The organism is Arenibacter sp. F20364 (genome assembly GCF_023015905.1).
GTDB lineage: Bacteria > Bacteroidota > Bacteroidia > Flavobacteriales > Flavobacteriaceae > Arenibacter.
Genome location: NZ_JALKBD010000040.1, coordinates 1 through 23012 on the forward strand (window position 1 = coordinate 1; position 23012 = coordinate 23012).

Here is a 23012-nt window from a genome sequence, read left to right on the forward strand (position 1 = left end):
TAGACTTTTTTTCCTTGCATACATTAAGTTACGAAATCGACCTCTTTTTAATATTAAGCCAATATTAATTTTTCATAACTTGTGCAACAGGCACACCGTATAAGATTAACCAGCCCGACAAGCTGGTCTGGCGGGTTGCCAGTGCGAGCCTACTTACGAAAATTCCGCTGGAATTTTCTATCTGGATTAGTTTGTTAAATTAGTTGCTAAACCACGCAACTAACCATACACAAGACCGTCGTAGTCAATTAGGTAAACAAGCCAAAAAATATAGAAACATTAACAGCGAATTATGAAGGCATATACAAAACATATATACGGAGGACCTGAAGTTCTCAGCTTAGAAGAAGTTGAAAAACCAACCTTGAATGAAGGCCTTTTACTTATTAAGATCAAAGCAAATTCTGTGAACCCTGCTGACTGGCATATTCTAAGAGGAAGGCCGTTATTCGCAAGACTCTCTTTCGGATTGTTTAAACCAAAAGACAAAAAACTTGGTGCTGACTTTGCTGGAATTGTGGAAGAAGTTGGACAAGGTGTTTCAAAGTTCAAAGTTGGTGATCAGGTATATGGAGAAACTCTAAAAGGAGGAGCTTTTGCAGAATATACGTGTGCGGCTGAAAGTGTTTGTGGGCTGATGCCAGAAGGGGCAACATATAGTGAAATGGCATGTGTACCCATCGCTGGATTAACAGCATTACAGGCATTATTAACTCATGGAAAATTGAAAAAAGGAGAATCGGTCCTGATTAATGGTTCATCAGGAGGAGTTGGTCATTTTTCAGTACAAATTGCAAAAGCATATGGGGCTCATGTCACAGCTGTTTGCTCAAGTAGAAATATTGAATTTGTAAAATCCATTGGTGCTGACAAGGTTATTGCATATGATCAGGAGAACATACACGATTACAATGGAGAATTTGATCTGGTTTTAGATACGAATGGCAACCTGAATTTTGCTGATTTTAAACGACTTGGAAAGCGGGGTGTTGTGGTTGGATTTACCACAATGGGACATATGATGTCTGTATTGATCAAAAAGGTATTTAGCAAGTACCCCCTTTCCCAATTCACTGCTGAAGCGAACAATGAAGATCTAACGATCCTTGCAAATCTTATTAAGGAAGGTAAGGTTAAACCACATATAGAAACAACATACTCTTATTCCAAAATTCCAGAGGCAATTGAATATATAGAATCAATGAGAACAAGGGGAAAGGTTGCTATATCATGGGAGTAGTGATCTAACAAGAAGAAAAACTAACTACAATCGATTAGACGGGTCCGCCCCTATTTAGGAACGGACTGCGCCTCTCAAATGCCAAAGCATTCACGAATTCCGAATTATTTAAGTAAAGTTCATGGGTACACCACCGTACGCACGGGTTTCGCTCGCCTGAACGGCACTCGCAGGTATACAGCGGCTCTATAACAAAACTTAAGGTTTGTAGTATTCCAACAGACCCACATGAGCTTTCCTCTTTAACCCTGCTTCTTATTCGCTGAAACTAAAACAATGTTGAAAAATGGTTATCAAAAAAAAGAGAATAAAACCTTCTTGAAACAAATCGGTTCTTTTTATGAAAAAAATTATATAATTTCAACAAAAGGATGCAGATGAACTTGATGAAATAATCCAACTTCAATAGGAAACAGCTTCACCCATAAAACTTATGCCGAACTAACTATGAGAAAAAAGCTCAACTTTACCATACTTGCCACCTTGTTTATTGCACAGGCGGGAATTACCCAATCTACAGGCACCTTCACTGTCTCGCGCGATGGCCAAACTTATAAAACTATCAGCTTTAAAAACACTTTGACAGGTACCACATTTACCTGGATGGCTCAAAACCTGAACTATAAAATGCAGGACAGCTACGCTTATGATGACAATGAGAACAATAGAAAAGTGCTAGGCTTACTTTACACCTGGGAAGCGGCCATAAATGCCTGCCCTAGGGATTGGCATTTGTCAACGGATAACGAATGGTCTATGCTGGTGACTCAATTTGGTGGAGCTGATAAGGCCGGCGAGGCCCTAAAAAGCGTCAACGGTTGGAACGAAGAAGGAAATGGCACTAATAGCAGCGGTTTTAACGCGCTTCCGGCAGGTATTCGCAGAAATAATGGTTATGACGTCCTGGGTTTTTTCGGTTTCTGGTGGTCGTCCACACCCACCGGTGAAGTGGGTAAAGCCTGGTCATGGGACATTAGTTATGGTGGTCCCGACATGTCTATTAAAACCAAAGTATTTCGTTTCGATGGCGATTTTCTTGGTGGACTCTCGGTTCGTTGCGTTCGGGATTGACTTTGTAAAGCAGGACTTTGAATTAACTGAGTTAAATAACGACAAAGATTTAATCACAAGAGTATCAATAAGGTTGAAGTGAAAAAAGTCCAGTTGCCACCAAGGGCTATAGGTAAAAGAGGTGTTTGTTCTTAAACCAAGGCTATATCCTAGTGCTACGTTCGCAATTGTGTATATTAGTGATAGAAAATAACCTAAAAAAAACTCACTAGGAAACGCACACGACTCGAAACTTTTAGCTTCGAATTAGAGCACTAGGCATAGCCGAAGCCCTTGAGTTTATAATAATATGGAAATGAACGATAAGATTAAAACGATTATTAATGGTGTAACTTCTATTTCTGATAAATCATTAGGAAAAATAAACAAGCTAGTTGAATATAGTAATTTCAAAAAGGGAGAATTAATTACTTCAGTTGGACGAATGAATAATCTGGAATATTTTATGATTGAAGGAATCTGCAAAAGTTTTCTAAACACGCCTGAAGGGGAAAGTGTTACGATTTCTTTTTTCATGTCCCAATCTATCATATCACCCAGTACAACGAGAAATAATCAGGGCAGGTCCGTTATTAATATACAGGCATTAACCGATGGAGTAATAGCAACTATTGATGCTGAAAAGTTCGAAAAATTAATGATTGAAGATTTGGAAATTCGTGATTTTGGAAATGCCGTATTGAGAAATGAGCTAATGGCTAAGGTCCAAAAGGAAATAGCTTTAGCATCACTGAGAGGAAAAGATCGATTACTCCTATTGAGAAAGAATTACCCAAATATCGAAAACTGGGTACCGCATGCCGACATAGCATCATATTTAGGTATCACATCCATTTCTTTGAGCCGGTTAAGAACACAATCTTAATCATTAACATTTGTTAATGGAATCACATATTAAATTGACAACCTTTGATCTCCAATAAAAACAAAAAATTATGTCGATTTTCACATCCTTACTTCAAAAGACCTCTTCAGTAAAGAACGTATGTATACTATTCCTTGCAAGCCATTTCATTTTACTATCCATGATGGTGTTTACTTTTCCGGTAATCAATAATCAAATTGGAACCAAAGCCTTTGACTTGCAAACTTTTGGCTATTCGGTACCTATAGCGGAAACAATTGTCAACAACTTAAATCCTCAAACTACCCAACTTTACCTATTTCCCCAATTAACGTTGTTAGATCTATTTTATCCATTTCTATTGGCCCTTTTCCTTAGCAGTCTTTTATTTCGTTTTGTTAATATTCACAGTAAATTGGGAACTTTAATGGTGATTATACCATTTTTAGCGATGATTTTTGATTACTCAGAGAACATATGTATCATTCTAATGATTTCAAAATCAATAGAGATCTCTAAATCGTTTGTACTTTTATCAAGTTCTTTTACTGTTTTAAAAAGTACACTAACTTCAATCGCCTGGTTAGCCCTATTGATCTACGCTATTAAATGGTTGATATTTATAATTAAAGAAAAGAATAATGAACAAACTCCAATAAAATCCAAACTGCATTAAAACGCAGTTTAACCAATCGCTATAATCCACTAAATTGAAGACTCAAAAAACAGGTAATGCCTTCCGTAATCTAAATCTAGCTAATCTCGTTGGAAAGCTATTGATACTGTTTTCTTTCGGAGAATTAATTGCTCAAACCTGGTCAGGAACTATTCAATACGACAAACCAACTATCGATTACCAGGTAAAATTGGTAGAAAGTGAGAACCAAACAAATGCGTTCTTTACAAGTATCGATATGAATGCCTATGAAATTCCATGTCAACAGACTATTTTAAAAAACGATACTTTGAAGTTTTATGTTGTCAGCGATTATTATACTTATGAGTATCAATTCGTCAAGCAAGACAAAAAATTTAAGGGAAACCTGAAAATCTATTCCAATGAAACGGAACAACTATTAAATTCTTTTGAAACAAAACTCAATAAAACAGAGCCAAGTCATCAAGATAAAATTGAAAAGGAAGATTTTACATTTGAATCAAATGGACTTAAGCTTAATGGCACTTTGTGGAAACCTATGGTATCCGTACAGAAGGGGCTACTTTTTGCTACCTCTTCACAGGGAAATGACCGAAACGGAACCAATGCAGAAGCTTATTATTTTGCCAGTTTAGGTTATACAGTTTTTAATTACGACAAACGAGGAACCGGAAAATCTAAAGGCGATTGGCAGACCGCAACAATCGAAGAGCTATGTTCTGATGACATGAATGCGATAAAATTTTTCTCAAAAATTTCATCCCTTCCATTATCAGATATTGGGATAAAAGGAAGTAGTCAGGGAGGCATTAAAATTCCATACATCCTATCAAAAATGCCTGAATTGGGTTTTGGAATTTCAATCAGCTGTCCCGATGGCACCCTTTTGGAAAGTGATTTAAACTATTGGAAAAATATAAACTACAACAATATTGGCAGAGATAATATTGTACAGGCTTTAAAAGTTCAAAAAGCTGGGTATGATTATCTCGCTAGAAATATTTCTTATGAAAAATTAGAGGCACTAAAAAATGAAAATAGTAGTGAGAATTGGCTAGAATACGTTTGGATACCTGAACGTGATATTCCAAAAGATTACAAACTAAACTTTAATGGACTTCCATATTTTGAGAAAATTACACAGCCGGTCTTAGTGATTCAAGGATTAGCTGATGAAGTGATTCCACTCGACAGCTACAAAACCATTGAAAAGGAAATTGCCAAGTCAAAATCAACAAATTATCGGATAGTCGCTTTAGAAAACACCACACATTCTATGACATATTTAAACGCCGAGTTTCCCTATTTTCAAATTCTATCATCTGACTATCTTCCTGCTGTAAGCGATTGGTTAAATGAAATTCAAAACAAATAAAACCTAAGTGCAAGAATATGAAACAATTATTTATAGTCTTAATTATTGGGTTATCCTTATCCTATTATGGTCAATCACTAGAAAAAAGGAATACCGCACAAAATGGTAATAATGGGATTTTAATTGAAAAATCAGCTATTGTATTGTAGCCCTACTCCTTTTGTGGCCTTTCCTATGTGTGATCGATCCGAAAATTGGAACGTCACCGGCACTACATCGTGATATTGCTCTTGATCCGACTATAATCCTTTACCAGATCGTTGCGACTGCGGGGGAACCGCAGCTGTTCCCGGTCCTCCCCGGGTATGTGGATGCCGTCCAAGCAACCTTCCTTGAGTTCCCTTCACACTAAACTACCTCGGGGCAGGCCCGCCATAACCGAACGGGCAGGCAAGTTTTAATCTCACTTAGTAGAAAATGGCGGGTTTAATAGAAAATTCCTAAATTAGTTTCCATATTGAACAAAATCATTAACCCGACAAAGAGCCGCATCCATAAATCCTGTCACTTGTCGCAGTGCGAGACCGTTATAGCCAATAAAAAAAAGATATGTCAATAACAAAAGAATCAGATTTAATTGGAATGAAAAAAATTAGTGAAGTTGTTGGAACTACACTAAAATTAATGAGAGAATACGCTAAAGTTGGAATGTCTACTAAAGAATTAGATGAATATGGAGCCGATATTTTAAAGAGTTATGGTGCTAGTTCGGCACCTTACGAAACTTATGGGTTCCCTGGTTATTCTTGTATAAGCGTAAATAATGAAGCGGCTCACGGAATACCATCGGAGAAAAAAATATTAAAAGAAGGCGATTTAATAAACATTGATGTCTCTGCCGAACTAAATGGTTTTTGGTCTGATAATGGAGGTTCTTTTGTGCTGGGAAAAGACATTTATAATCACCAACCTCTTGTTGATGCTTCTAAAAATATTTTACAAAAGGCAATAAGTAATATCAAAGGCGGGGTGAAAATTTCTGAAATCGGCTATTTAATAGAAACAGAAGCTAAAAAATCCGGCTTTAAAGTGATTAAAAATTTGGCGGGTCACGGAGTTGGTAGAAGTTTACACGAAGAACCTGAAAATATTTTAAATTACAGGGTCAGAAGTAACAGAGAAAGATTTAAGAAAAATACAACAATAGCAGTAGAAACTTTTATTTCAACAAAATCAACTGTTGCTGTAGAATTGAATGATGGTTGGACCTTAGTCGGAAACAAAGGTGGATATGTAACACAACACGAACATACCATACTAGTAACTGATAAATATCCAGTCATTTTAACAGCATCCAATGAAATTTGGAATTAAATAAGTGGTTACAAAGAAGGAAAACTAACTCAAATTAAATCTACGAATAAGAACTTACATCAATTGCCTCAGGGCAAGTCCTTGAGGCTTCGGAAGGAAACTTCCAATAACATTTCGACGCCCACCTGGACGTTATGGGCAGGCCCGCCGCAACGGATACGGGCAGGCAATCGTCGTAGTATTTGCCTGCGGTAGGCAGGTTAAAATCACACTTAGTGAGTAAAATAACATTCAAACCAAGCCTGAATTGAACTACAAAGAATCACATACTCTAATACTGGATAATATAGGGAGGTTTATTGATTTAACCGAATTAGAAAAGCAAAAATACATCTCCTTACTTACAGAGATAGAAGTTAAAAAGAAAGCATTTTTAATGCAAGCAGGTGAAATTACTAGATATGAGTATTTTATTACTAAAGGCTGCTTAAAAGTATATACTCTGGATGAAGAGGGTGCACCTCATATCTCTATGTTTGCGGTTGAGGATTATTGGACGGGAGACATGGCGAGTTTTATGGACAAAGAACCATCACGTTATTTTATTAAAGCCACCGAGGATTCAGAACTATTGGGCCTCTCTAGAGCTAATTATGATTTACTTTTTCAAGAAATACCAAAATTTGAAAGGTTTTACCGTATACTATATCAAAGGTCGCTAGTAAGTTACATAAGACGATCCAATCACGGCATTTCCTTAACCGCAGAGGAAAGATATATCGAGTTCAAAAAGAAATATCCAAAAATTGTCAATAGAATTACCCAAAAAGACTTAGCAGGCTACATTGGTATTACACCAGAATTTATGAGTAAAATTATTTCAAAAGTCAATAGAATGTAAAAGTCTTAAACTAGTTCATTTTTTTTCATGTGTTCCTGTCGGAATTTTGAAGCATGAAAAAAATAATAATCATTACATCGTTTTTAACAATAGGGTTTGCAAGCAACTTGCAGGCACAATTTACTCAGTTAGAACTGTTTTCTGGTTTTGATAAAACTGACTTCACATTATACTCCAGTTATACCATTAATAAGAGCCAGACCCTGAGCATTAATACACTGGCTTTCTTTCAAAAATTTAAAGATGAGGAAAACCAAGTCTTTGATGAGATCGGAGTACAGCCAACGCTATTCTGGAATATCAATAAGCATATTGCAATTGGTCCATCTTTATATTACAACAGTTTTGCTGGTTATTCGGAACGTTTGTCCGCAAAGTTCACACTAAAAAAATCACAGGTATTATTTGTACTTATTCCTACGGTGGCACATTCTGAGCAAAAGGATGCTGGCTATGCCGAAGCGTTTGCACAGTTTCAGTTAAACGCACCGATAAATGATAAAGTTTCTCTTTGGTTAAATGGCCAGTTTTTAACTGTCTGGGACGAGTTTAAGACCCATTCAAGAAGTTTTCAGCAATTGCGTGCAGGAGTATCAATCAACGGACACCAATTTGGTATTGGTGTAGACTTTGACCAGTACGGGCCAAACCCAATAAAAAAATCATCTTTCGGCCTTTATTACCGAAAAACTTTATAAACATTTTAAATCTTAAACATTATGAAAAATTCAGTAAAAAAAATTTTAACAACTCATCCAAATATTGGATTTAGCATTGCACGATCAACACTTGGTTTGGTAATATTTCCTCATGGGGCTCAAAAATTATTAGGTCTTTTTGGAGGCCATGGCTATTCCGCAACAATAGACTTCTTTACGACTCAAATGGGCTTACCCGGTATTATAGCATTTTCAATAATAATGATTGAGTTTTTTGGCTCAATTTCATTAATTCTAGGGTTTATCAGCAGGTTTTGGGCATTATCACTTGCAGGAATGTTCTTGGGTATTATTTATACAACACAATTAGAACATGGCTTTTTTATGAATTGGTTCGGAAATCAAGCAGGTGAAGGTTACGAATATTCTCTTTTAATTATCGGTCTAGCCTTAACCATAGTAGTTAATGGTGGTGGAAAATGGTCAATAGACAATCTAATCTCTAAAAAACAATAATCATGAAAAAAATAATAACAATAGCAGGGAGCAATAGTCAAAAATCCTTAAACAAAACTTTTTTAACCTATACCAATAGTTTATTAGAACACGTAGACATTATTTCAGTTGACCTGAACGATTATGTATTGCCTATTTATGGTGTTGATTTTGAAGCTGAAAATGGTATTCCGAGGGCGGTTAAAAGACTGGACGAGTTATTTGCTACTGCAGATGGATTTATAGTATCTCTAGCAGAACATAACGGGTCCTATGCAGCGGTATTCAAAAATACTATAGACTGGTTATCTCGGGTAAATATGAAAATATGGAGAGAAAAGCCTATGCTGTTAATGGCAACCTCACCAGGAGGTAGAGGTGGCACAAGTGTATTACAATCAGCTAAATCATATTTTCCTTTTATGGGAGCCAGCATCACAGATACTTTTTCATTGCCTTCTTTTTACGATAATTTTTCAGAATCAAAAATTACCAATCCAAAATTAGAAGATGTATTAATTAAAAAAGTTAATTCATTTAAAGAAGCAATTTAAAGTGATGCTAGTCTTACCTATTTTAATCATAAGCAGCTTTTTGGCTGTCCACAAGCTACCATAAATAATATGTATAAATAGAGTAAACTACCTCGGGGCAAGCCTGCCTAACCTACATAGGCAGGCCCGCGAAGCATTGAAAGAACCCTTATTTTAGATTTTGACGCCCGCCTGAACGTATCGGGCAGGCCCGCCTGAATGGAACTGGCAGGCAAGCGTCGGAGCATTTTAATCTCGATTATCGAGTAAATTTGACGTTAGTAAAAGAACCATATACAGGAATATTAAAGCCTTGGAACAATCCGGTGTCCCCGTACTCACAGAAGAAGGAAAGGGCTATACCTTAATGGATGGATATAAGGTTCCACTTGTAATGTTCTCCGAAAAACACGCAAATGCCTTAATACTAGCAGGACAATTAGTATTGAACAACAAGGATGCCTCATTTGCAAAAGATTATTAGAAAGTAATTGATAAATTAAATCAATTCTAAGATTTTCCGCCAAGGACAAGGCAAATTTACTTGCAAATAGAACTCAATATAACCAAGTCATAAATCAAGAAAGAAATAGTAGTAATTTGTTAGATTTGCAAAATGCACTAACCAATTACAGGCTCGTCAAGATACAAGATATTGATAGGGAAGAAACTGCTACAAATATATTGATAGGACCATTTGCACTAGTGAGTGGGGAAAATTGGTTCTTGATTGAATGGTGTCATTTGCGTAAAGAGTTTCGATTTTTTCAATTGGATAAATTCAAAAAATGAAAATTCTATTGGAAAATTCTAAACCTCACAAAAAGTCCTTACAGGAATTTTTTGATAAATATCAAAATTAACTTTTTACTCTTGACATAGGGTTGTCACTTGTCAAGTGTTTATTTGTATCCATTAATCATTAAAACAAACAAAATGGCAAACGTCATCAATACAAGATTTAATCCAATCAATTTTTCCAAGCCCGCGCTAATTTCAGTCAACGGTGTGGAACTTGAAGTCTTTGAAGCAGGTCAACACAATGTAGGAAAACCTATTGTACTCTGTCACGGCTTTCCAGAGCACGCGTATTCGTGGCGCCATCAGGTACCAGCTCTTGTAGAATCTGGTTACCATGTCATCATCCCGAATCAGAGATGTTACGGCAACTCATCCTGTCCGACCGAAGTAACCGATTATGACATTGAACACTTGACCGGAGATCTCGCAGCACTTCTGGATCACTACGGATACGAAGATGCTATATTTGTAGGCCATGATTGGGGTGCAAATGTTGTTTGGAGTCTAGCACAATTGCATCCGCAACGGGTGAAAAAACTGATAAACTTGGCTTTGCCTTATCAAGAGCGTGGAGAAAGACCATGGATCGAGTTCATGGAAGAAATATTTGGCGGAGATTTCTATTTTGTCCACTTCAATAGAAAACCAGGAGTGGCAGACGCCATATTGGATGAAAACACATCTCAGTTTATTCGCAATTTGTTCCGCAAGAATGTACCTCCTGCACCACCTGAGCCAGGTATGTTGATGATTAATCTTGCAAGAGCCAAAAAGCCACTCGGTGAACCTATAATGAGCGAAAGCGAACTGGCCGTTTTCGTCTCCTCCTTCGAAGCATCAGGATTCACAGGGAGTATAAATTGGTACAGAAATCTTGACCGCAATTGGCGCTTATTGGCGGACGTGAACCCTATCATTAAACAGCCAGCACTAATGATCTATGGAGAACGGGATATGATTCCTAAGTCTGAAAGATTACAGGAGTTTGTGCCTAATGTGGAAGTGATCAGTCTAGATTGCGGCCATTGGATACAGCAAGAAATGCCGGGAGAAACAAACCAAGCAATTCTAAAATGGTTGGAGCAACAGAATGCCTAAAAATGAATGTTCAATGATATTTTTTGAGGGCCGGTCAAAATCAAATAAAAAAGGAACGCTGCATTGGATTGTACTTGCTAAATGAGTTGAAACAAGAAAGATGAGAATTGCAGAAATAGCACAATTGGCTACCAAAGTAATAAGACCAAATATCTTTAGATGAAAAAATGGCTTACAACAATTTATATAGGCACGAGCAGTTTTAGCTCACACTCCTACCCATATTCTTTTCATTAAGCATATTACAATCCGAAAAGCAAGGGCAAAAAATCCGATACTGCTCTTATACCGGACCGATTGTGGACTAGCTAAAATATCGGCCCCATTTTATCTATCCATTGGAATTATTATAAAATAGAAAAGCAAAAGTCTCACACGACTTTTGCTTTTTCTTGTATTATATTTATCAATTACCACAGGGCAAGCCCGTCTGACAGGAACGGGCGGGTTGGCGTCAGAGCACCTGCCTGCGGCAGGCAGGTTTTAATCTCGATTATCGAGTGAAATTTAACTTAAATAAGAGGTCAACATCCAAATTAATTTTTCTTGACCTGAAATCAAATCGCTCATCAAAGAAGCAGAACCTTCATCATTATTTTCAGAAGCCAATTCCAAAATATCCCGTTCTTGAATTAATAATTCATTTAAATTGTCCAATATTAAACTAATACCAACATCTCCATCCGAGATATTTTTAATAGTTCGAATAGTTTTGTTTTCTGAATAATCCTCGAATGTATGAAATGGTTTTAATCCCAAAGATAAAATGCGTTCTGCAATATCATCAATTACATCATTGGTATCATTGTAAAGCTCCTCAAATTTTTCGTGCAAAAGGAAAAAATTTCGCCCTTTAACATTCCAATGTAACCCTCTTAAATTCATATAATAAATTTGAAAATCCGCTAAAAGGATGTTAAGTTTTTTAGTAGCATCTATTTTGTAATCTTGGTTCAATCCAACTCTTAATTCTAAAGTATCCATAATATTATTATTTAAATTTATTAGGTAAAATTAATGATCAAGACCCTAGTGAACAGCAACTTATGTTACACATACAATAGATTATTCTTATTCCAATATTGACAAGTTTCGATAATTGACCCAAGGTAGGTTTGTCATTATTTTAATTTCTAAACTCCCCAAATAAATCGGATATAAACTATGACAAACTACTGTAGGGATTTAGGCCATTCTAACATAACACAGCCTTTAATTTACAACCAGGCCAACGAAAAAGATTTACTAAATTAGTCCCATATAATAAATATAGTCCCCAATAACCAGATACAATTGTTACGGTGTTTTGACCAGAACGTGAGAACATAAAATTTAAAAGAAATGAACTCAAATTATTACAAGACTGAAGCATCTGTTGAAGAATATATCAAATTAGCCAAAGATGTTAATGGAGGACAATTAATTGAAAAATTAAATAATTACTTGCCATCAAATTCGTCGTTGCTCGAAATTGGTTCTGGACCTGGAACTGATTTCCGACTATTAAAGAGGAACTACAACGTTGTGGGGTCGGATTATTCAACAGAATTTTTGAATCGATTAAGAAGTAATAATATAAAGGATGATTTTTTTAATTTAGATGCAATAACAATAGAAACCGACAAGAAATTTGACGGAATATATTCAAATAAGGTTCTACAACATTTAACGGACGAAGATTTAAGTAAATCCATTCTTAGGCAAATTGATATCTTAAATTCAGGTGGGATAATTTGCCATTCGTTTTGGAAAGGCGAGGGAAGTGAAATATTTAAAGGGTTACTTGTTAATTACCAGACGGCTGAAAGTTTAAGAAATTTGTTTGAGGATTATTTTGAAATTTTGCTTCTTGAAGAATATAATGAATTTGAAGACGGAGACTCACTGCTTTTAATAGGAAAGAAAAAATAACGACACCTGAAGCGTGTGGATAAACCACAAGGGTTTAAGAGATTTTGGAATGGTTTCACCCCTTTAAATTAGGTAGCGGTCTGATAGGTTTAAAGCTCGCAATCCCAAACGAAAACACACGCTCAACGTTGTCATCTATTATGAATACTAAATAAATAATAAAATGAAAAATAGAATACTCTTTTCAATTTTACTTATGCCCATAATATTTTCTTGTAAGAACAAACAAGAAAACAAGCCCTTAGACCATGGTGTAAATATAGAAAACCATACGTTAGTCCATCAAAAGGAAAAGAAACATTGGACTTACGAAGGCGAGACAGGCCCGGAGCATTGGATCGAAATTGAAAAAGAATCCGAATGTGATGGAAAACGACAATCCCCTATCAATATTATTGATATAGATGTACAAGATGATAATTTATTAAAACCACTAGATACTCACTATTCAAGAAATGTAAAAATTCACGAAGTAACCAATAACGGGCATACAATTCAGTACAATTTTGAAAAAGGAGATTTTATCCTCTTGAATAATGAAAAGTACGAATTAAGACAAATTCACTTTCATGAAGCTTCAGAACATACAATAAATGGAATTCGATATCCATTGGAGATGCATTTAGTCCACATCAATAAAGATAATAAAATTGCTGTTTTGGCTGTACTGGCAAAAGAAGGTGTAAGTAGTGAACCCTTTACTTTTTTAGAAAAATATCTTCCTGTTAAAAACGGAGAGACAAAACTAATAAACAGTAAGTTTGATCTTAATCTAAGTTTACCTAAAAGCAAGGACTATTACACGTACAGCGGTTCTTTAACGACACCTCCTTGCACCCAAAACGTAGCTTGGTTTATTTATAAAACGCCCATAACAATATCTGTGGGTCAGGTGAAAGAATTACAAAAATTATTACCAATTAACAATTATAGAAATGAACAATCCATCAATGGAAGAATTGTAAAACAATATAGTAGCAGTTAGAACTAGCGTTACGATACGCGTGACAACAAATTTTAAAAATAATGAGGGTCGAGTTCAAAACCTAAAGTTAGTAGCTATTAAAAAAGTCTGCTAAATTTACATTTTGGCAAAGTACCAAACCGAAAGTAAACCACCTTGGGGCAGGCCCGCCTGAATGGAACGGGCAGGCCCGCCTGAATAGAACGGGCAGGCAGGTTTTAATCTTGATTATCGAGTAAATACGATTCAATCCCTACTATTCTTTTATAAAGCGTTGCCGTTGATTAGACAGACAATAATGAAAATAAGAGAGATTACAATTCTACTACTATTAATGTTGGCCTCAACTTTTGTTCTGGGTCAAACTAATCGTGATACTCTTTTAAACAAGACGGTCCTCTTCAAAATAACCGACGCAAATTCATCAAAAACATCATATTTATTTGGGACACATCACGCGTTTGGAAAGCTGTTTTTTGATTCTTTAACGGTAGCCAATAAGGCTTTATCCTCTTCTGACATTTTGATAAGAGAAAATTTGGATATTCCAGGACATACTGCTGAAGAAATAATTAACAACCGAAAAGAAGTGCTTAATTGGCATAGGTATTTAAACCAAAGAGATTTGACATTTTTAAAAAATTTGTTTTCCAAAAGTCCAACAGATTTTAACAAAATGTCCCCAGCAGAAATGTACGTTTTTTTAAACAGACATTTCAAACAGCAAGTCTGTTTAAACAAAAGCGCTGTTGACACTTCACTTTCCTTAGATGATTATATAAGTTTTAAAGCACATGAACAAAATATAGAATTATATGGTCTAGAAACTATCGAGTCACAAATAGAACTAATCAACAAGGACGTGGAAGGAATGCCTAGAAGAACCCATAAAAGAAGGCTCTCCAATATCATAGATAAAATTAGAAATGAAAACGCAAACGAATGTGGCGAAACGGATTGGTATTCCCAAATGGAAATTGACTTTAGACTCAATGAGCCGTGTACAAATACACTTGTCCTAACTGATAGAAACAATACGTGGATCAAGACAATTAGGGATTTACTCAAAAAGAAAAACTGTTTTATTGCTGTCGGGTTAAGCCATTTAATGTACCAATGTGGATTGATAAACCAATTACAAGGAATTGGTTATAGCGTAACACCAATCAACTTATTATAAATACCTGCCTTAAGGGTATAGAAAAAATAAGGGGTTCGGTGGTTTACAAAAGTTCAGCACTATTTACAATCACCCCCAGATTGAAGTTTTCGCGTTAGCGGAATATTGAGCTTCTAAGATTTTTCAACTTATAACAAAATATAACACTATGGCTCTGGGAAAACCCGAAAGTATATCCCTTTCAACCGCCCTACTTGCCATATACAAGTACAGTGGTGATAATTAAAAAATACCTTAGTAAGTAACATATGTAACAGAAACCTACTGCAATAATTCATAATTTCATTCTCGTAAATCTCATGAATAAATCAATTCGATATAATGAAATAACAACACTTACTGGTCTCGCACTGGTTATAGCGAATATGATCGGAACCGGGGCTTTTACAAGTTTAGGTTTCCAACTTGTAGATTTACAAAACCCCACTACCCTACTTTTACTGTGGATTTTGGGTGGCTTTATTGCACTATCAGGTGCTTTTAGCTATGCAGAAATAGGAACCCAAATTCAAAAATCTGGTGGAGAATACGCTTTTTTAAGTAGTTTGTTCCACCCTCTTGTTGGCTACTTATCTGGTTGGATTTCGATTACGGTAGGCTTTGCAGCACCAATAGCCTTATCTTCCATTGCTTTTGCTGCTTACTTTCCTTTTTTCAATCTCAACCCTCAATGGACGAGCATCTTGTTAATCGGTTTTATCACGGCAATACATACAAGAAGTCTTGCTTTTAGCTCAACATTTCAAAACGTAAGCACCATTTTAAAGGTGGCTCTTATTTTGGCCCTAATAATAATTGGTTTGTCCACTCAAGCTTCGTCCGAAGATGTTGCCACTTTAGGAGGTATTGGTTTTACAGAAATAATTTCGCCTGCATTCGCCATAGCACTTATTTACGTAAGTTATTCTTATTCTGGTTGGAATGCGGCAGCCTACATTATCGAAGAATTTAAAAACCCAAAAAAGTCCTTACCTATAGCTTTGATTGGTGGAACAATATTAGTAACGCTACTTTACACACTTTTACAATATGTTTTTTTAAAACATGTCCCTATAAATGAACTTAAGGGCCAATTGGATGTGGGAACCATTACCATGACTAAAATGCTTGGTGAAAACTATGCCAAATTATTTGGATTGGCCATTTCACTCTTGTTAGTGTCCAGTATAAGTGCCATGGTTTGGGTAGGTTCCAGGGTCACTTCAAGCATTGCAAATGACCATAAATTTTGGCAGTATTTTAAAACATCACAAAAGCACCTCCCTAAAAAAGCGCTATGGTTTCAATTTTTAATAAGTGCTTTATTGATTATAACGGGAACCTTTGAACAAATTCTAATCTATTGCGGAATTTTGCTGACCGTTTCGTCTGTGGTAACTGTTTTTGGAGTTTTTAAATTAAGAATTCAAAACCGCAGTCAAGCACAAAGTGGATATAAAAGTCCATTCTTCCCCATCTTCCAAATTGTATTTATTACTTTATCGCTTTGGATGATTGTATATGCCTTTATAAACAAACCTACCGAAACGCTGATAGGTCTGGGAAATATATTCTTAGGTCTTGTAACCTATTTATGGAGTAATAAATTAAAAAACAAACAATAAAAACAAATCAAAATGAAGAAAAGACATTTTTTAACATTCGTCTGTTCACTAGCAATTATGACTGCCTGTTCTCAGAATAAAAAGCAAAATTCCCATACCAATAGTCATGAAGAACAGGGTGAAAAACATCATGCCAAATCAGCTAATGAATATATGCACCAAACAGCTGTAGAAGACTTAATTGAGCGATTTGAATCACCTGAAAGAGATGCCTATCAACAACCCGAAAAAGTGTTGGACTATTTAGGTGGGGTTTCAGGAAAGAAAATAGTGGATATTGGTGCAGGCTCCGGATATTTTTCGATAAAACTGGCAAGTAAGGGCGCAGAAGTAATTGCCGCAGATGTTAGTGATGAATTTCAAAATGCCCTGAAAACAAGAATTGAAGAAAATAACCTTAAAAACATTGAGCTACGTAAAATTCCTTTTGACAGTCCAAACTTAGCCAATGAGGAAGTAGATATGGTGTTGATTGTAAACACCTACCATCATATAGAAAACAGAAGCGCCTACTTTTCAAAAGTTAAAAAAGGAACTAAAGAAACTGGTGAATTGGTACTTATTGATTTCTTTAAAACCGAAGTGCCGGTTGGCCCCCCTACCGATCATAAAGTTTCTATAGATCAGGTAATTGCAGAACTTAAAAAGGCAGGCTATACTAATTTTGAGGTAAATGTGGATTTGCTACCATATCAATACATCATAAAAGCCAACTAATACAATGAAAGCATTTTGGGACGAAAGATATAAACAAAAGGAATTTGCCTATGGTGTTACACCTAACAAATACCTAGAGAAGAAAATAGCGAACCTTAAGCCCGGAAAAATTTTATTTCCAGCTGAAGGAGAAGGTAGAAATGCTGTTTATGCTGCAAAATTAGGTTGGGATGTTTCTGCCTTTGACATTAGCGTTGAAGGAAAAAATAAAGCGTTGAAACTTGCCAATGAAAATAATGTTTCTATCGATTATCGGGTTGGACAATTACCCGAATTGGATTTCGAAAATATTTACTTTGACACTATAGCCCTTATTTATGCCCATTTTCCACCAAACCTAAAATCGGAATATCACGGTATTCTAGATAAGAAATTAAAGAAAGGTGGATTTTTAATATTTGAGGCATTTGGAAAAAATCTCTTGGGATATATAGGGAAAAAACCTTAAGATAAGGGAATGCTGCCAAAGCCCTTTACATTCTTTTTGTAAAGGGTATTTTTTTTTAGAATTCCCCATAAATATATGGAGGCACATAGCCAGTGGGTAATAACGGATATAAAAAACTGGCGGTAAACACTTAATTCACAGGCTTTTTTATATATTTAGGGTCAGTACCATACTGAAAAACTTACGCCTATTTACACACAACTTTCCTTATACAACCACACTAGCAGCAAGAAGCACAAATGAAGATTGCATACATACTATTTGACGAAATAACTCTTTTGGATTTTATTGGATTTTATGACCCTTTAAAAAACATGAAAACCAAAGGGTTTATTGAAAATCTGACTTGGGATCTATGCGCTACTAAAAAAACGATAAAAGATAGCTTTGGATTAGAAATCATAATCGATAAAATTAAACCCGATTTATCAAATTACGATATGATAGTAGTTCCTGGTGGATATGGTACAAGAAAGCTTCAATATGACACAAATTTTATTGATTGGTTGAAAACTGGAGAAAAAGTAAACTATATTGTTTCAATCTGTACAGGTAGCTTACTAATAGGTGCTGCTGGATTTTTGAAAAATAAAACCGCTACAACAAACTTTAATGAATATGGATCATTGGAAAAGTATTGTAAAAAAATTGCCCGAACCAGAATTGTTGACGACCATAATACTATAACAGCAGGAGCTGTTGCCTCTTCAATAGATTTAGGCTTATATATATGTGAGAAGTTAATCGGTAAAGAAAAAAAAGAAGAAATACGAATAGGAATGGATTATCATCCTAAAGAATTTGAAATACTTACTGTAGCAAAAAATGGCTGTAGAAAATAGGGCATTCGGTGGATCACGATAGTTTATCGCCTTCTGTTCCCCTACTTGCCTAATCATAAACCCAGTGTCCAATAACTGAACTATTAAAAAGTTGAAAAATGAAAGCTGCAATACGCAGGAATTATTGTTTTCCAAATCAAATAAAAATTGAAAATATTGATAAACCAATTCCCAATGAAGGTGAAATATTAATTAAGGTTTGTGTCACTACAGTCAACAGGACAGATTGTGCCAATCTAACAGCCAAACCATTCATAATGAGGTTTGTCCTGGGATTGTTTAGGCCAAGAAAAACAATATTGGGGACAGATTTTGCAGGTGAGGTTGTATCGGAAAGTGAAAAATATAAAATAGGTGAGAAAGTATTTGGCTTTACTGATACAGGTTCAGAATCGCAAGCAGAATATATGATAGTAAAAGAGGATGAACTATTTCCTATCCCTGAAAAAATAGATTATAAACAAGCGGCCTCCAGTCTGGAAGGAGCTCATTATGCCTATACTTTCATTCATAAAGTAGATATGAAGGACGGTCAAAAAATATTGATAAATGGGGCAACTGGCGGAATTGGTTCTGCTCTTCTACAATTTGTAAGACAATACAATGTCCAAATTACAGCTACGTGCAATACAAAAAATATCGAGCTAATAAGATCATTAGGTGCCGATAAAATTATTGATTATACCAAAGATGATTTTACAAATGACAAAGTTAAGTATGATTTTATATTTGATGCGGTTGGTAAAAGTACTTTTGGAAAATGTAAACCATTATTAAAAGAAAAGGGAATTTATATATCTTCCGAACTTGGACCTTATTCTCAAAATATTCTTTTTGCCATTACCTCCATTTTTGCCAATCAAAAGGTTATTTTTCCAATACCCTATGACAAGAAGAAAACGATTCCCTTTATCAGGAATCTGTTGAAAGAAGGTAAGTTCAAACCAGTGATCGATAGAGAATATGAAATAGAGGATATCTCCAAAGCGTATGAATATGTCATGAAAGGACAAAAAACGGGAAACGTAGTAATTAATATTTATAAAACGAGAGCATAACCATGGCCATAAGCAAACTACTTCAGGGCAAGCCTGCCTGACCGGCAAAGGCAGACATGCAAGGCATTGAAAGGAACCTTATTTTAGACTTCGAAGCCCGCCTGAAAAGAACGGGCAAGTAAGTGTCGAAGCACCTGCCTTGGGTAGGAAGGTTAAAATCTCGATCATCGAGTAAATGTGCGTCCTCTTACTTCTGACAATCCTTGTCTGCAGATAGTTAGGCTACCTCGCCCAGAAGTGTGCAGGACGGATTTTCAGTTTTGGATTTATTTGTCAACCCACCCGATCGTACCCTTACTTACGGACAGGATTGGATGCGTAAACATGCCATTAACTATAGTGCCAAGCCGTTCCTTCCAATTATCCAAAAAGCTCCGGTAATAATTTTTTATAATCCTTTTGACCTTGAGAAGTTAAAAATGGGTACAACATACTTAAAAGTATATTTACTTGATTATCGATCTGGTTTGGGTTAAATTTATTTGAATATAGTCCGGAGGAATATAACCACGTATTCCCATAATTTATCATTCTCTCGGCCAAAAATTCATACTCGGATTCAAAAGATGATGCTCTTATTAAGTTTTGTTTTTTCATTTTTTCAAACAAAAGAAAACAACCGGCCATCCTATTTTTATAAACCTCTTGAAAATGTTTTTTTACTTTGTCACTTACCGTCAAAAGATGGTATAAATCTGTCCAGAAAAATTTATAATCGATCATTCTTTTCATGCTTTGTTCAATATCCCTTCTAATCTGGGCAATGGATACTTCGGTATTGTTTAAGTTTTCAATTCTTTCATCAAATTCTGAAACCATCTCAAAATACAAGGCTTCAAAAATATCCTCACGCTTTTGGAAATGATAGTTTAAGTTTCCCGAACTCATATCGAGTTCTAATGCAATCATTCTTATTGTAACTTGGTGATAACCATTTTCATTAAATAAGACTTTGGCCGTTTCTAAAATCAATTTCTTTTTTTTACTCATTAGTAAACTTGTCCTAATTAAAAATTATTAGTAAACTTGTCCTAAAAATACAAAATGTCATCACTATTCAAATCAGAAATTGGGAAAAAAGAAATATTGGCGCTCTATGAGCAAAAATTAAACGATCTCGCAATACAATATGAAAATAAACGAATTGATACTATTTATGGGAAAACCAATATTATTGTAGTTGGAGACTCGACCAAACCGCCAATACTGTTAATTCACGGATCCAACGGCTGTGCTCCCATTGCTTTGGAAACCTACCCAACCCTTTACACGAAATTTCAAGTATTTGCCATTGATGTTCTAGCACAACCTAATAAAAGTGCTGAAACTAGATTAAGCATGAAAGATAACAGCTATGGTTTATGGATAAACGACCTAATAGATAAGCTGGAATTAAAAAATGTAACTATGGCCGGATTCTCCTTCGGTGGATTAATAATTCTCAAAACTTTGATTGATAATGAAACTAATATCAAAGAAGTATACTTATCTGCCCCGGCATTCATAGTTAATGGAAACCCTCTGGCTGCATTATTCAAGATATTTATTCCTATGAAGCGGTATATGAAAACCCAAAATAATAAATACCTCCAAAAATTTTTAAACACACTTTTTACAGAAAAAGATGAATTTGCCCATAAATACTTGTCCAAAGTTTTTTTAAATTTTAAAATGGATTTTACTCCTGTTCCTGTGATAAAACGTGGGGAAGCAAAATTAATAAATACCCCAATTACCATAATTGGTGCAAAAAATGACATCATGTTTCCAGGGGTAAAAATGCTTAAACGCGCACATAAAATTTTTCCTTCCTTGAAAAACACTGTTCTATTCGAAAACTCCAAACACGTTCAAAATAAAAATGATAATAGGAAAATAGAAAAATTGATATTGAAAGAATAATGCCAGATAATTTTCAGTACAATCTAAAACTTAAGAAGTTTGCCAAACCGTGCAGAAAAAGTTTATCTGTATTTAAAAGAGATTTTAACAGCTACTTTAATACAACACCCTATAAATGGGTAAAGACTAAACGTCTGGAAGCTGCTAATAAACTATTGGTTGAACGTAATTTAAAAGTAAACTACCTCGGGGCAAGTGTTGGAGCACTCAAATCTCGAATATCAAGTAGACCAAGTATGCTATGAGAGTGGATTTACAATTAACTCTCATTTCATTAAATCGTTTAAAGAAAAAACTGAACTACCTCCAAATCAATTCAAGTCCATAATTAAACGCGATTAATATTTCTGCAAGGGATATGGACCTTAGAACACATTTTTTGGATTTTTAAGCAAGTTAAGAACCTTTTTTTTGGTTGAATTTTGTGACATAACAAAAACTAAGAGAAATGAAAAAGGTAGTCATCTTAATTTACGGCGCATTAGCATACATTATTTTTCTTGTAGCATTTCTTTACGCGATTGGATTTGTAGGGAATATTTATGTCCCAAAAACAATAGATTCAGGGATAGAACCTTCATTAATCAATGCCTTATCAACCAATGCTATTTTGTTAAGTGTATTTGCCTTGCAACATAGCATCATGGCTCGCCCTGCATTTAAAAAATGGTTTACCTCTATTTTTAGTCACGCCATGGAGAGAAGCACTTACATTTTGCTATCAAGTTTAGCGTTAATTCTAATTTACTGGCAGTGGCAACCAATTAATACTATTGTATGGGAAACACAAAACACTTTTCTTTCCAGTGCCTTAATAGGAATATTTTATATGGGATGGCTCATTGTACTGCTGTCAACATTTATGATCAATCATTTTGAGCTTTTTGGACTAGCACAGATTTTTGATAATCTAAAGAACAAACAAACGCCCAACCCAAAATTTCAAACCAATTATTTTTATAAAATTGTAAGGCATCCTATTATGCTAGGTTTTCTAATAGCCTTTTGGGTAACACCGACCATGACAGTCGGACATTTATTTTTCGCTCTTGTAACCACTGTCTACATTCTTATAGCTGTTAAATATTTGGAAGAAAAAGACCTTAAAAAGTTCATTGGAGAAAAATATGAAACTTATCAAAAGGAGGTTCCTATGATAATTCCGTATACAAAAAGAAAATAATTGTAAGCTTTCCCCAAATAGCACTGCTTAGTTTTCTAAAACTTCATTAAAGCAGGCCTCTGTAAATTACCTTGGGGCCGGCCCGCCTGAATGGAACGGGCAGGCCCGCCTGAATGGAACGGGCAGGCAAGCGCAGGAGCACCTGCCTACGACAGGTAGGTTTTAATCTGGATTATCGAGTAAATTAGGCCCTATAAAAGCCGATGTTCTGGTTATGGATTATTGGACAGATTTGTAATACTGCAACAGGGCCTTGAGGGCTATATATGCAAAC

General features: G+C 35.4%; 24 protein-coding genes. 22 read left to right on the plus strand and 2 right to left on the minus strand.

What is annotated here, in order from left to right:
- The first annotated feature begins 292 nt into the window (after positions 1–292).
- From MWU84_RS21075 to MWU84_RS21130, 12 genes are all read left to right on the plus strand, one after another.
- Positions 293–1240 carry an NAD(P)-dependent alcohol dehydrogenase gene (locus tag MWU84_RS21075; protein ID WP_246905414.1) on the plus strand — a complete coding sequence of 316 codons (948 nt, stop codon included), beginning with the start codon at positions 293–295 and terminating at the stop codon, positions 1238–1240.
- 447 nt (positions 1241–1687) lie between these two features.
- On the plus strand, positions 1688–2311 hold the full coding sequence (locus MWU84_RS21080) for an FISUMP domain-containing protein (protein ID WP_246905416.1): 624 nt from the start codon (positions 1688–1690) through the stop codon (positions 2309–2311).
- 295 nt (positions 2312–2606) lie between these two features.
- Complete coding sequence (locus tag MWU84_RS21085) at positions 2607–3176, plus strand: Crp/Fnr family transcriptional regulator (protein WP_246905417.1); 570 nt, start codon at positions 2607–2609, stop codon at positions 3174–3176.
- A gap of 689 nt (positions 3177–3865) precedes the next feature.
- Complete coding sequence (locus MWU84_RS21090) at positions 3866–5188, plus strand: alpha/beta hydrolase (protein ID WP_246905420.1); 1323 nt, start codon at positions 3866–3868, stop codon at positions 5186–5188.
- Between the two features lie 549 nt (positions 5189–5737).
- Entirely contained in the window at positions 5738–6502 is a 765-nt protein-coding gene (gene map / locus MWU84_RS21095; RefSeq protein ID WP_246905423.1) for a type I methionyl aminopeptidase, read from the plus strand.
- A gap of 247 nt (positions 6503–6749) precedes the next feature.
- The gene (locus MWU84_RS21100) at positions 6750–7343 is read left to right on the plus strand and encodes a Crp/Fnr family transcriptional regulator (protein ID WP_246905426.1); all 594 of its coding nucleotides are present in this window, start codon (positions 6750–6752) and stop codon (positions 7341–7343) included.
- Positions 7344–7396: 53 nt separating this feature from the next.
- Positions 7397–8041: a hypothetical protein gene (locus MWU84_RS21105; protein WP_246905428.1), complete on the plus strand. Its 645-nt coding sequence runs from the start codon at positions 7397–7399 to the stop codon at positions 8039–8041.
- A gap of 21 nt (positions 8042–8062) precedes the next feature.
- Positions 8063–8518 carry a DoxX family protein gene (locus MWU84_RS21110; RefSeq protein ID WP_246905431.1) on the plus strand — a complete coding sequence of 152 codons (456 nt, stop codon included), beginning with the start codon at positions 8063–8065 and terminating at the stop codon, positions 8516–8518.
- Positions 8519–8520: 2 nt separating this feature from the next.
- On the plus strand, positions 8521–9051 hold the full coding sequence (locus MWU84_RS21115) for an NAD(P)H-dependent oxidoreductase (RefSeq protein ID WP_246905434.1): 531 nt from the start codon (positions 8521–8523) through the stop codon (positions 9049–9051).
- Positions 9052–9343: 292 nt separating this feature from the next.
- Positions 9344–9514 carry a hypothetical protein gene (locus MWU84_RS21125; RefSeq protein WP_246905437.1) on the plus strand — a complete coding sequence of 57 codons (171 nt, stop codon included), beginning with the start codon at positions 9344–9346 and terminating at the stop codon, positions 9512–9514.
- Between the two features lie 125 nt (positions 9515–9639).
- Complete coding sequence (locus tag MWU84_RS24450) at positions 9640–9822, plus strand: WYL domain-containing protein (protein ID WP_348647885.1); 183 nt, start codon at positions 9640–9642, stop codon at positions 9820–9822.
- Positions 9823–9966: 144 nt separating this feature from the next.
- Positions 9967–10929, plus strand: a complete 963-nt coding sequence (locus MWU84_RS21130) for an alpha/beta hydrolase (RefSeq protein ID WP_246905440.1) — start codon at positions 9967–9969, stop codon at positions 10927–10929.
- Between the two features lie 507 nt (positions 10930–11436).
- Here the strand turns inward: MWU84_RS21130 and MWU84_RS21135 are convergent.
- Positions 11437–11913 (minus strand): DNA starvation/stationary phase protection protein, encoded by a 477-nt coding sequence (locus tag MWU84_RS21135; RefSeq protein WP_246905442.1) that lies wholly within the window; start codon positions 11911–11913, stop codon positions 11437–11439.
- A gap of 357 nt (positions 11914–12270) precedes the next feature.
- Here MWU84_RS21135 and MWU84_RS21140 point away from each other — a divergent pair, with 357 nt between their 5' ends.
- The 8 genes from MWU84_RS21140 to MWU84_RS21175 all read left to right on the plus strand — a co-directional run bounded on the left by MWU84_RS21140 (position 12271) and on the right by MWU84_RS21175 (position 19653).
- Positions 12271–12840, plus strand: coding sequence for a class I SAM-dependent methyltransferase (locus MWU84_RS21140; protein ID WP_246905445.1), 570 nt, complete (start codon positions 12271–12273; stop codon positions 12838–12840).
- Positions 12841–13003: 163 nt separating this feature from the next.
- Complete coding sequence (locus tag MWU84_RS21145; protein WP_246905447.1) at positions 13004–13825, plus strand: carbonic anhydrase family protein; 822 nt, start codon at positions 13004–13006, stop codon at positions 13823–13825.
- Between the two features lie 277 nt (positions 13826–14102).
- Positions 14103–14984 (plus strand): TraB/GumN family protein, encoded by an 882-nt coding sequence (locus MWU84_RS21150; RefSeq protein ID WP_246905448.1) that lies wholly within the window; start codon positions 14103–14105, stop codon positions 14982–14984.
- A gap of 299 nt (positions 14985–15283) precedes the next feature.
- Positions 15284–16588, plus strand: coding sequence for an amino acid permease (locus MWU84_RS21155; RefSeq protein ID WP_246905450.1), 1305 nt, complete (start codon positions 15284–15286; stop codon positions 16586–16588).
- A gap of 12 nt (positions 16589–16600) precedes the next feature.
- Positions 16601–17305: a class I SAM-dependent methyltransferase gene (locus MWU84_RS21160; RefSeq protein WP_246905452.1), complete on the plus strand. Its 705-nt coding sequence runs from the start codon at positions 16601–16603 to the stop codon at positions 17303–17305.
- 4 nt (positions 17306–17309) lie between these two features.
- On the plus strand, positions 17310–17753 hold the full coding sequence (locus MWU84_RS21165) for a class I SAM-dependent methyltransferase (protein WP_348647886.1): 444 nt from the start codon (positions 17310–17312) through the stop codon (positions 17751–17753).
- Positions 17754–17992: 239 nt separating this feature from the next.
- Positions 17993–18595 (plus strand): DJ-1/PfpI family protein, encoded by a 603-nt coding sequence (locus MWU84_RS21170; protein ID WP_246905454.1) that lies wholly within the window; start codon positions 17993–17995, stop codon positions 18593–18595.
- A gap of 98 nt (positions 18596–18693) precedes the next feature.
- A complete protein-coding gene (locus MWU84_RS21175) occupies positions 18694–19653 on the plus strand; it encodes an NAD(P)-dependent alcohol dehydrogenase (protein WP_246905456.1) in 960 nt (319 codons plus the stop codon).
- Between the two features lie 360 nt (positions 19654–20013).
- Here MWU84_RS21175 and MWU84_RS21180 read toward each other — a convergent pair whose 3' ends face one another.
- Positions 20014–20643: a TetR/AcrR family transcriptional regulator gene (locus MWU84_RS21180; RefSeq protein ID WP_246905459.1), complete on the minus strand. Its 630-nt coding sequence runs from the start codon at positions 20641–20643 to the stop codon at positions 20014–20016.
- 54 nt (positions 20644–20697) lie between these two features.
- Here MWU84_RS21180 and MWU84_RS21185 point away from each other — a divergent pair, with 54 nt between their 5' ends.
- A complete protein-coding gene (locus MWU84_RS21185) occupies positions 20698–21555 on the plus strand; it encodes an alpha/beta hydrolase (protein WP_246905462.1) in 858 nt (285 codons plus the stop codon).
- Between the two features lie 448 nt (positions 21556–22003).
- Positions 22004–22738, plus strand: coding sequence for a methanethiol S-methyltransferase (gene mddA / locus MWU84_RS21190; protein WP_246905464.1), 735 nt, complete (start codon positions 22004–22006; stop codon positions 22736–22738).
- The last annotated feature ends 274 nt before the right edge of the window (positions 22739–23012 follow it).

Excerpts from the sequence above, each read along its gene's own strand:
- MWU84_RS21075 (WP_246905414.1), top strand. The coding sequence starts at position 293 with ATGAAGGCATATACAAAACATATATACGGAGGACCTGAAGTTCTCAGC.
- MWU84_RS21080 (WP_246905416.1), top strand. The coding sequence starts at position 1,688 with ATGAGAAAAAAGCTCAACTTTACCATACTTGCCACCTTGTTTATTGCA.
- MWU84_RS21085 (WP_246905417.1), top strand. The coding sequence starts at position 2,607 with ATGAACGATAAGATTAAAACGATTATTAATGGTGTAACTTCTATTTCT.
- map (WP_246905423.1), top strand. The coding sequence starts at position 5,738 with ATGTCAATAACAAAAGAATCAGATTTAATTGGAATGAAAAAAATTAGT.
- MWU84_RS21105 (WP_246905428.1), top strand. The coding sequence starts at position 7,397 with ATGAAAAAAATAATAATCATTACATCGTTTTTAACAATAGGGTTTGCA.
- MWU84_RS21110 (WP_246905431.1), top strand. The coding sequence starts at position 8,063 with ATGAAAAATTCAGTAAAAAAAATTTTAACAACTCATCCAAATATTGGA.
- MWU84_RS21115 (WP_246905434.1), top strand. The coding sequence starts at position 8,521 with ATGAAAAAAATAATAACAATAGCAGGGAGCAATAGTCAAAAATCCTTA.
- MWU84_RS21130 (WP_246905440.1), top strand. The coding sequence starts at position 9,967 with ATGGCAAACGTCATCAATACAAGATTTAATCCAATCAATTTTTCCAAG.
- MWU84_RS21135 (WP_246905442.1), bottom strand. The coding sequence starts at position 11,913 with ATGGATACTTTAGAATTAAGAGTTGGATTGAACCAAGATTACAAAATA.
- MWU84_RS21140 (WP_246905445.1), top strand. The coding sequence starts at position 12,271 with ATGAACTCAAATTATTACAAGACTGAAGCATCTGTTGAAGAATATATC.
- MWU84_RS21145 (WP_246905447.1), top strand. The coding sequence starts at position 13,004 with ATGAAAAATAGAATACTCTTTTCAATTTTACTTATGCCCATAATATTT.
- MWU84_RS21150 (WP_246905448.1), top strand. The coding sequence starts at position 14,103 with ATGAAAATAAGAGAGATTACAATTCTACTACTATTAATGTTGGCCTCA.
- MWU84_RS21155 (WP_246905450.1), top strand. The coding sequence starts at position 15,284 with ATGAATAAATCAATTCGATATAATGAAATAACAACACTTACTGGTCTC.
- MWU84_RS21160 (WP_246905452.1), top strand. The coding sequence starts at position 16,601 with ATGAAGAAAAGACATTTTTTAACATTCGTCTGTTCACTAGCAATTATG.
- MWU84_RS21165 (WP_348647886.1), top strand. The coding sequence starts at position 17,310 with ATGAAAGCATTTTGGGACGAAAGATATAAACAAAAGGAATTTGCCTAT.
- MWU84_RS21170 (WP_246905454.1), top strand. The coding sequence starts at position 17,993 with ATGAAGATTGCATACATACTATTTGACGAAATAACTCTTTTGGATTTT.
- MWU84_RS21175 (WP_246905456.1), top strand. The coding sequence starts at position 18,694 with ATGAAAGCTGCAATACGCAGGAATTATTGTTTTCCAAATCAAATAAAA.
- MWU84_RS21180 (WP_246905459.1), bottom strand. The coding sequence starts at position 20,643 with ATGAGTAAAAAAAAGAAATTGATTTTAGAAACGGCCAAAGTCTTATTT.
- MWU84_RS21185 (WP_246905462.1), top strand. The coding sequence starts at position 20,698 with ATGTCATCACTATTCAAATCAGAAATTGGGAAAAAAGAAATATTGGCG.
- mddA (WP_246905464.1), top strand. The coding sequence starts at position 22,004 with ATGAAAAAGGTAGTCATCTTAATTTACGGCGCATTAGCATACATTATT.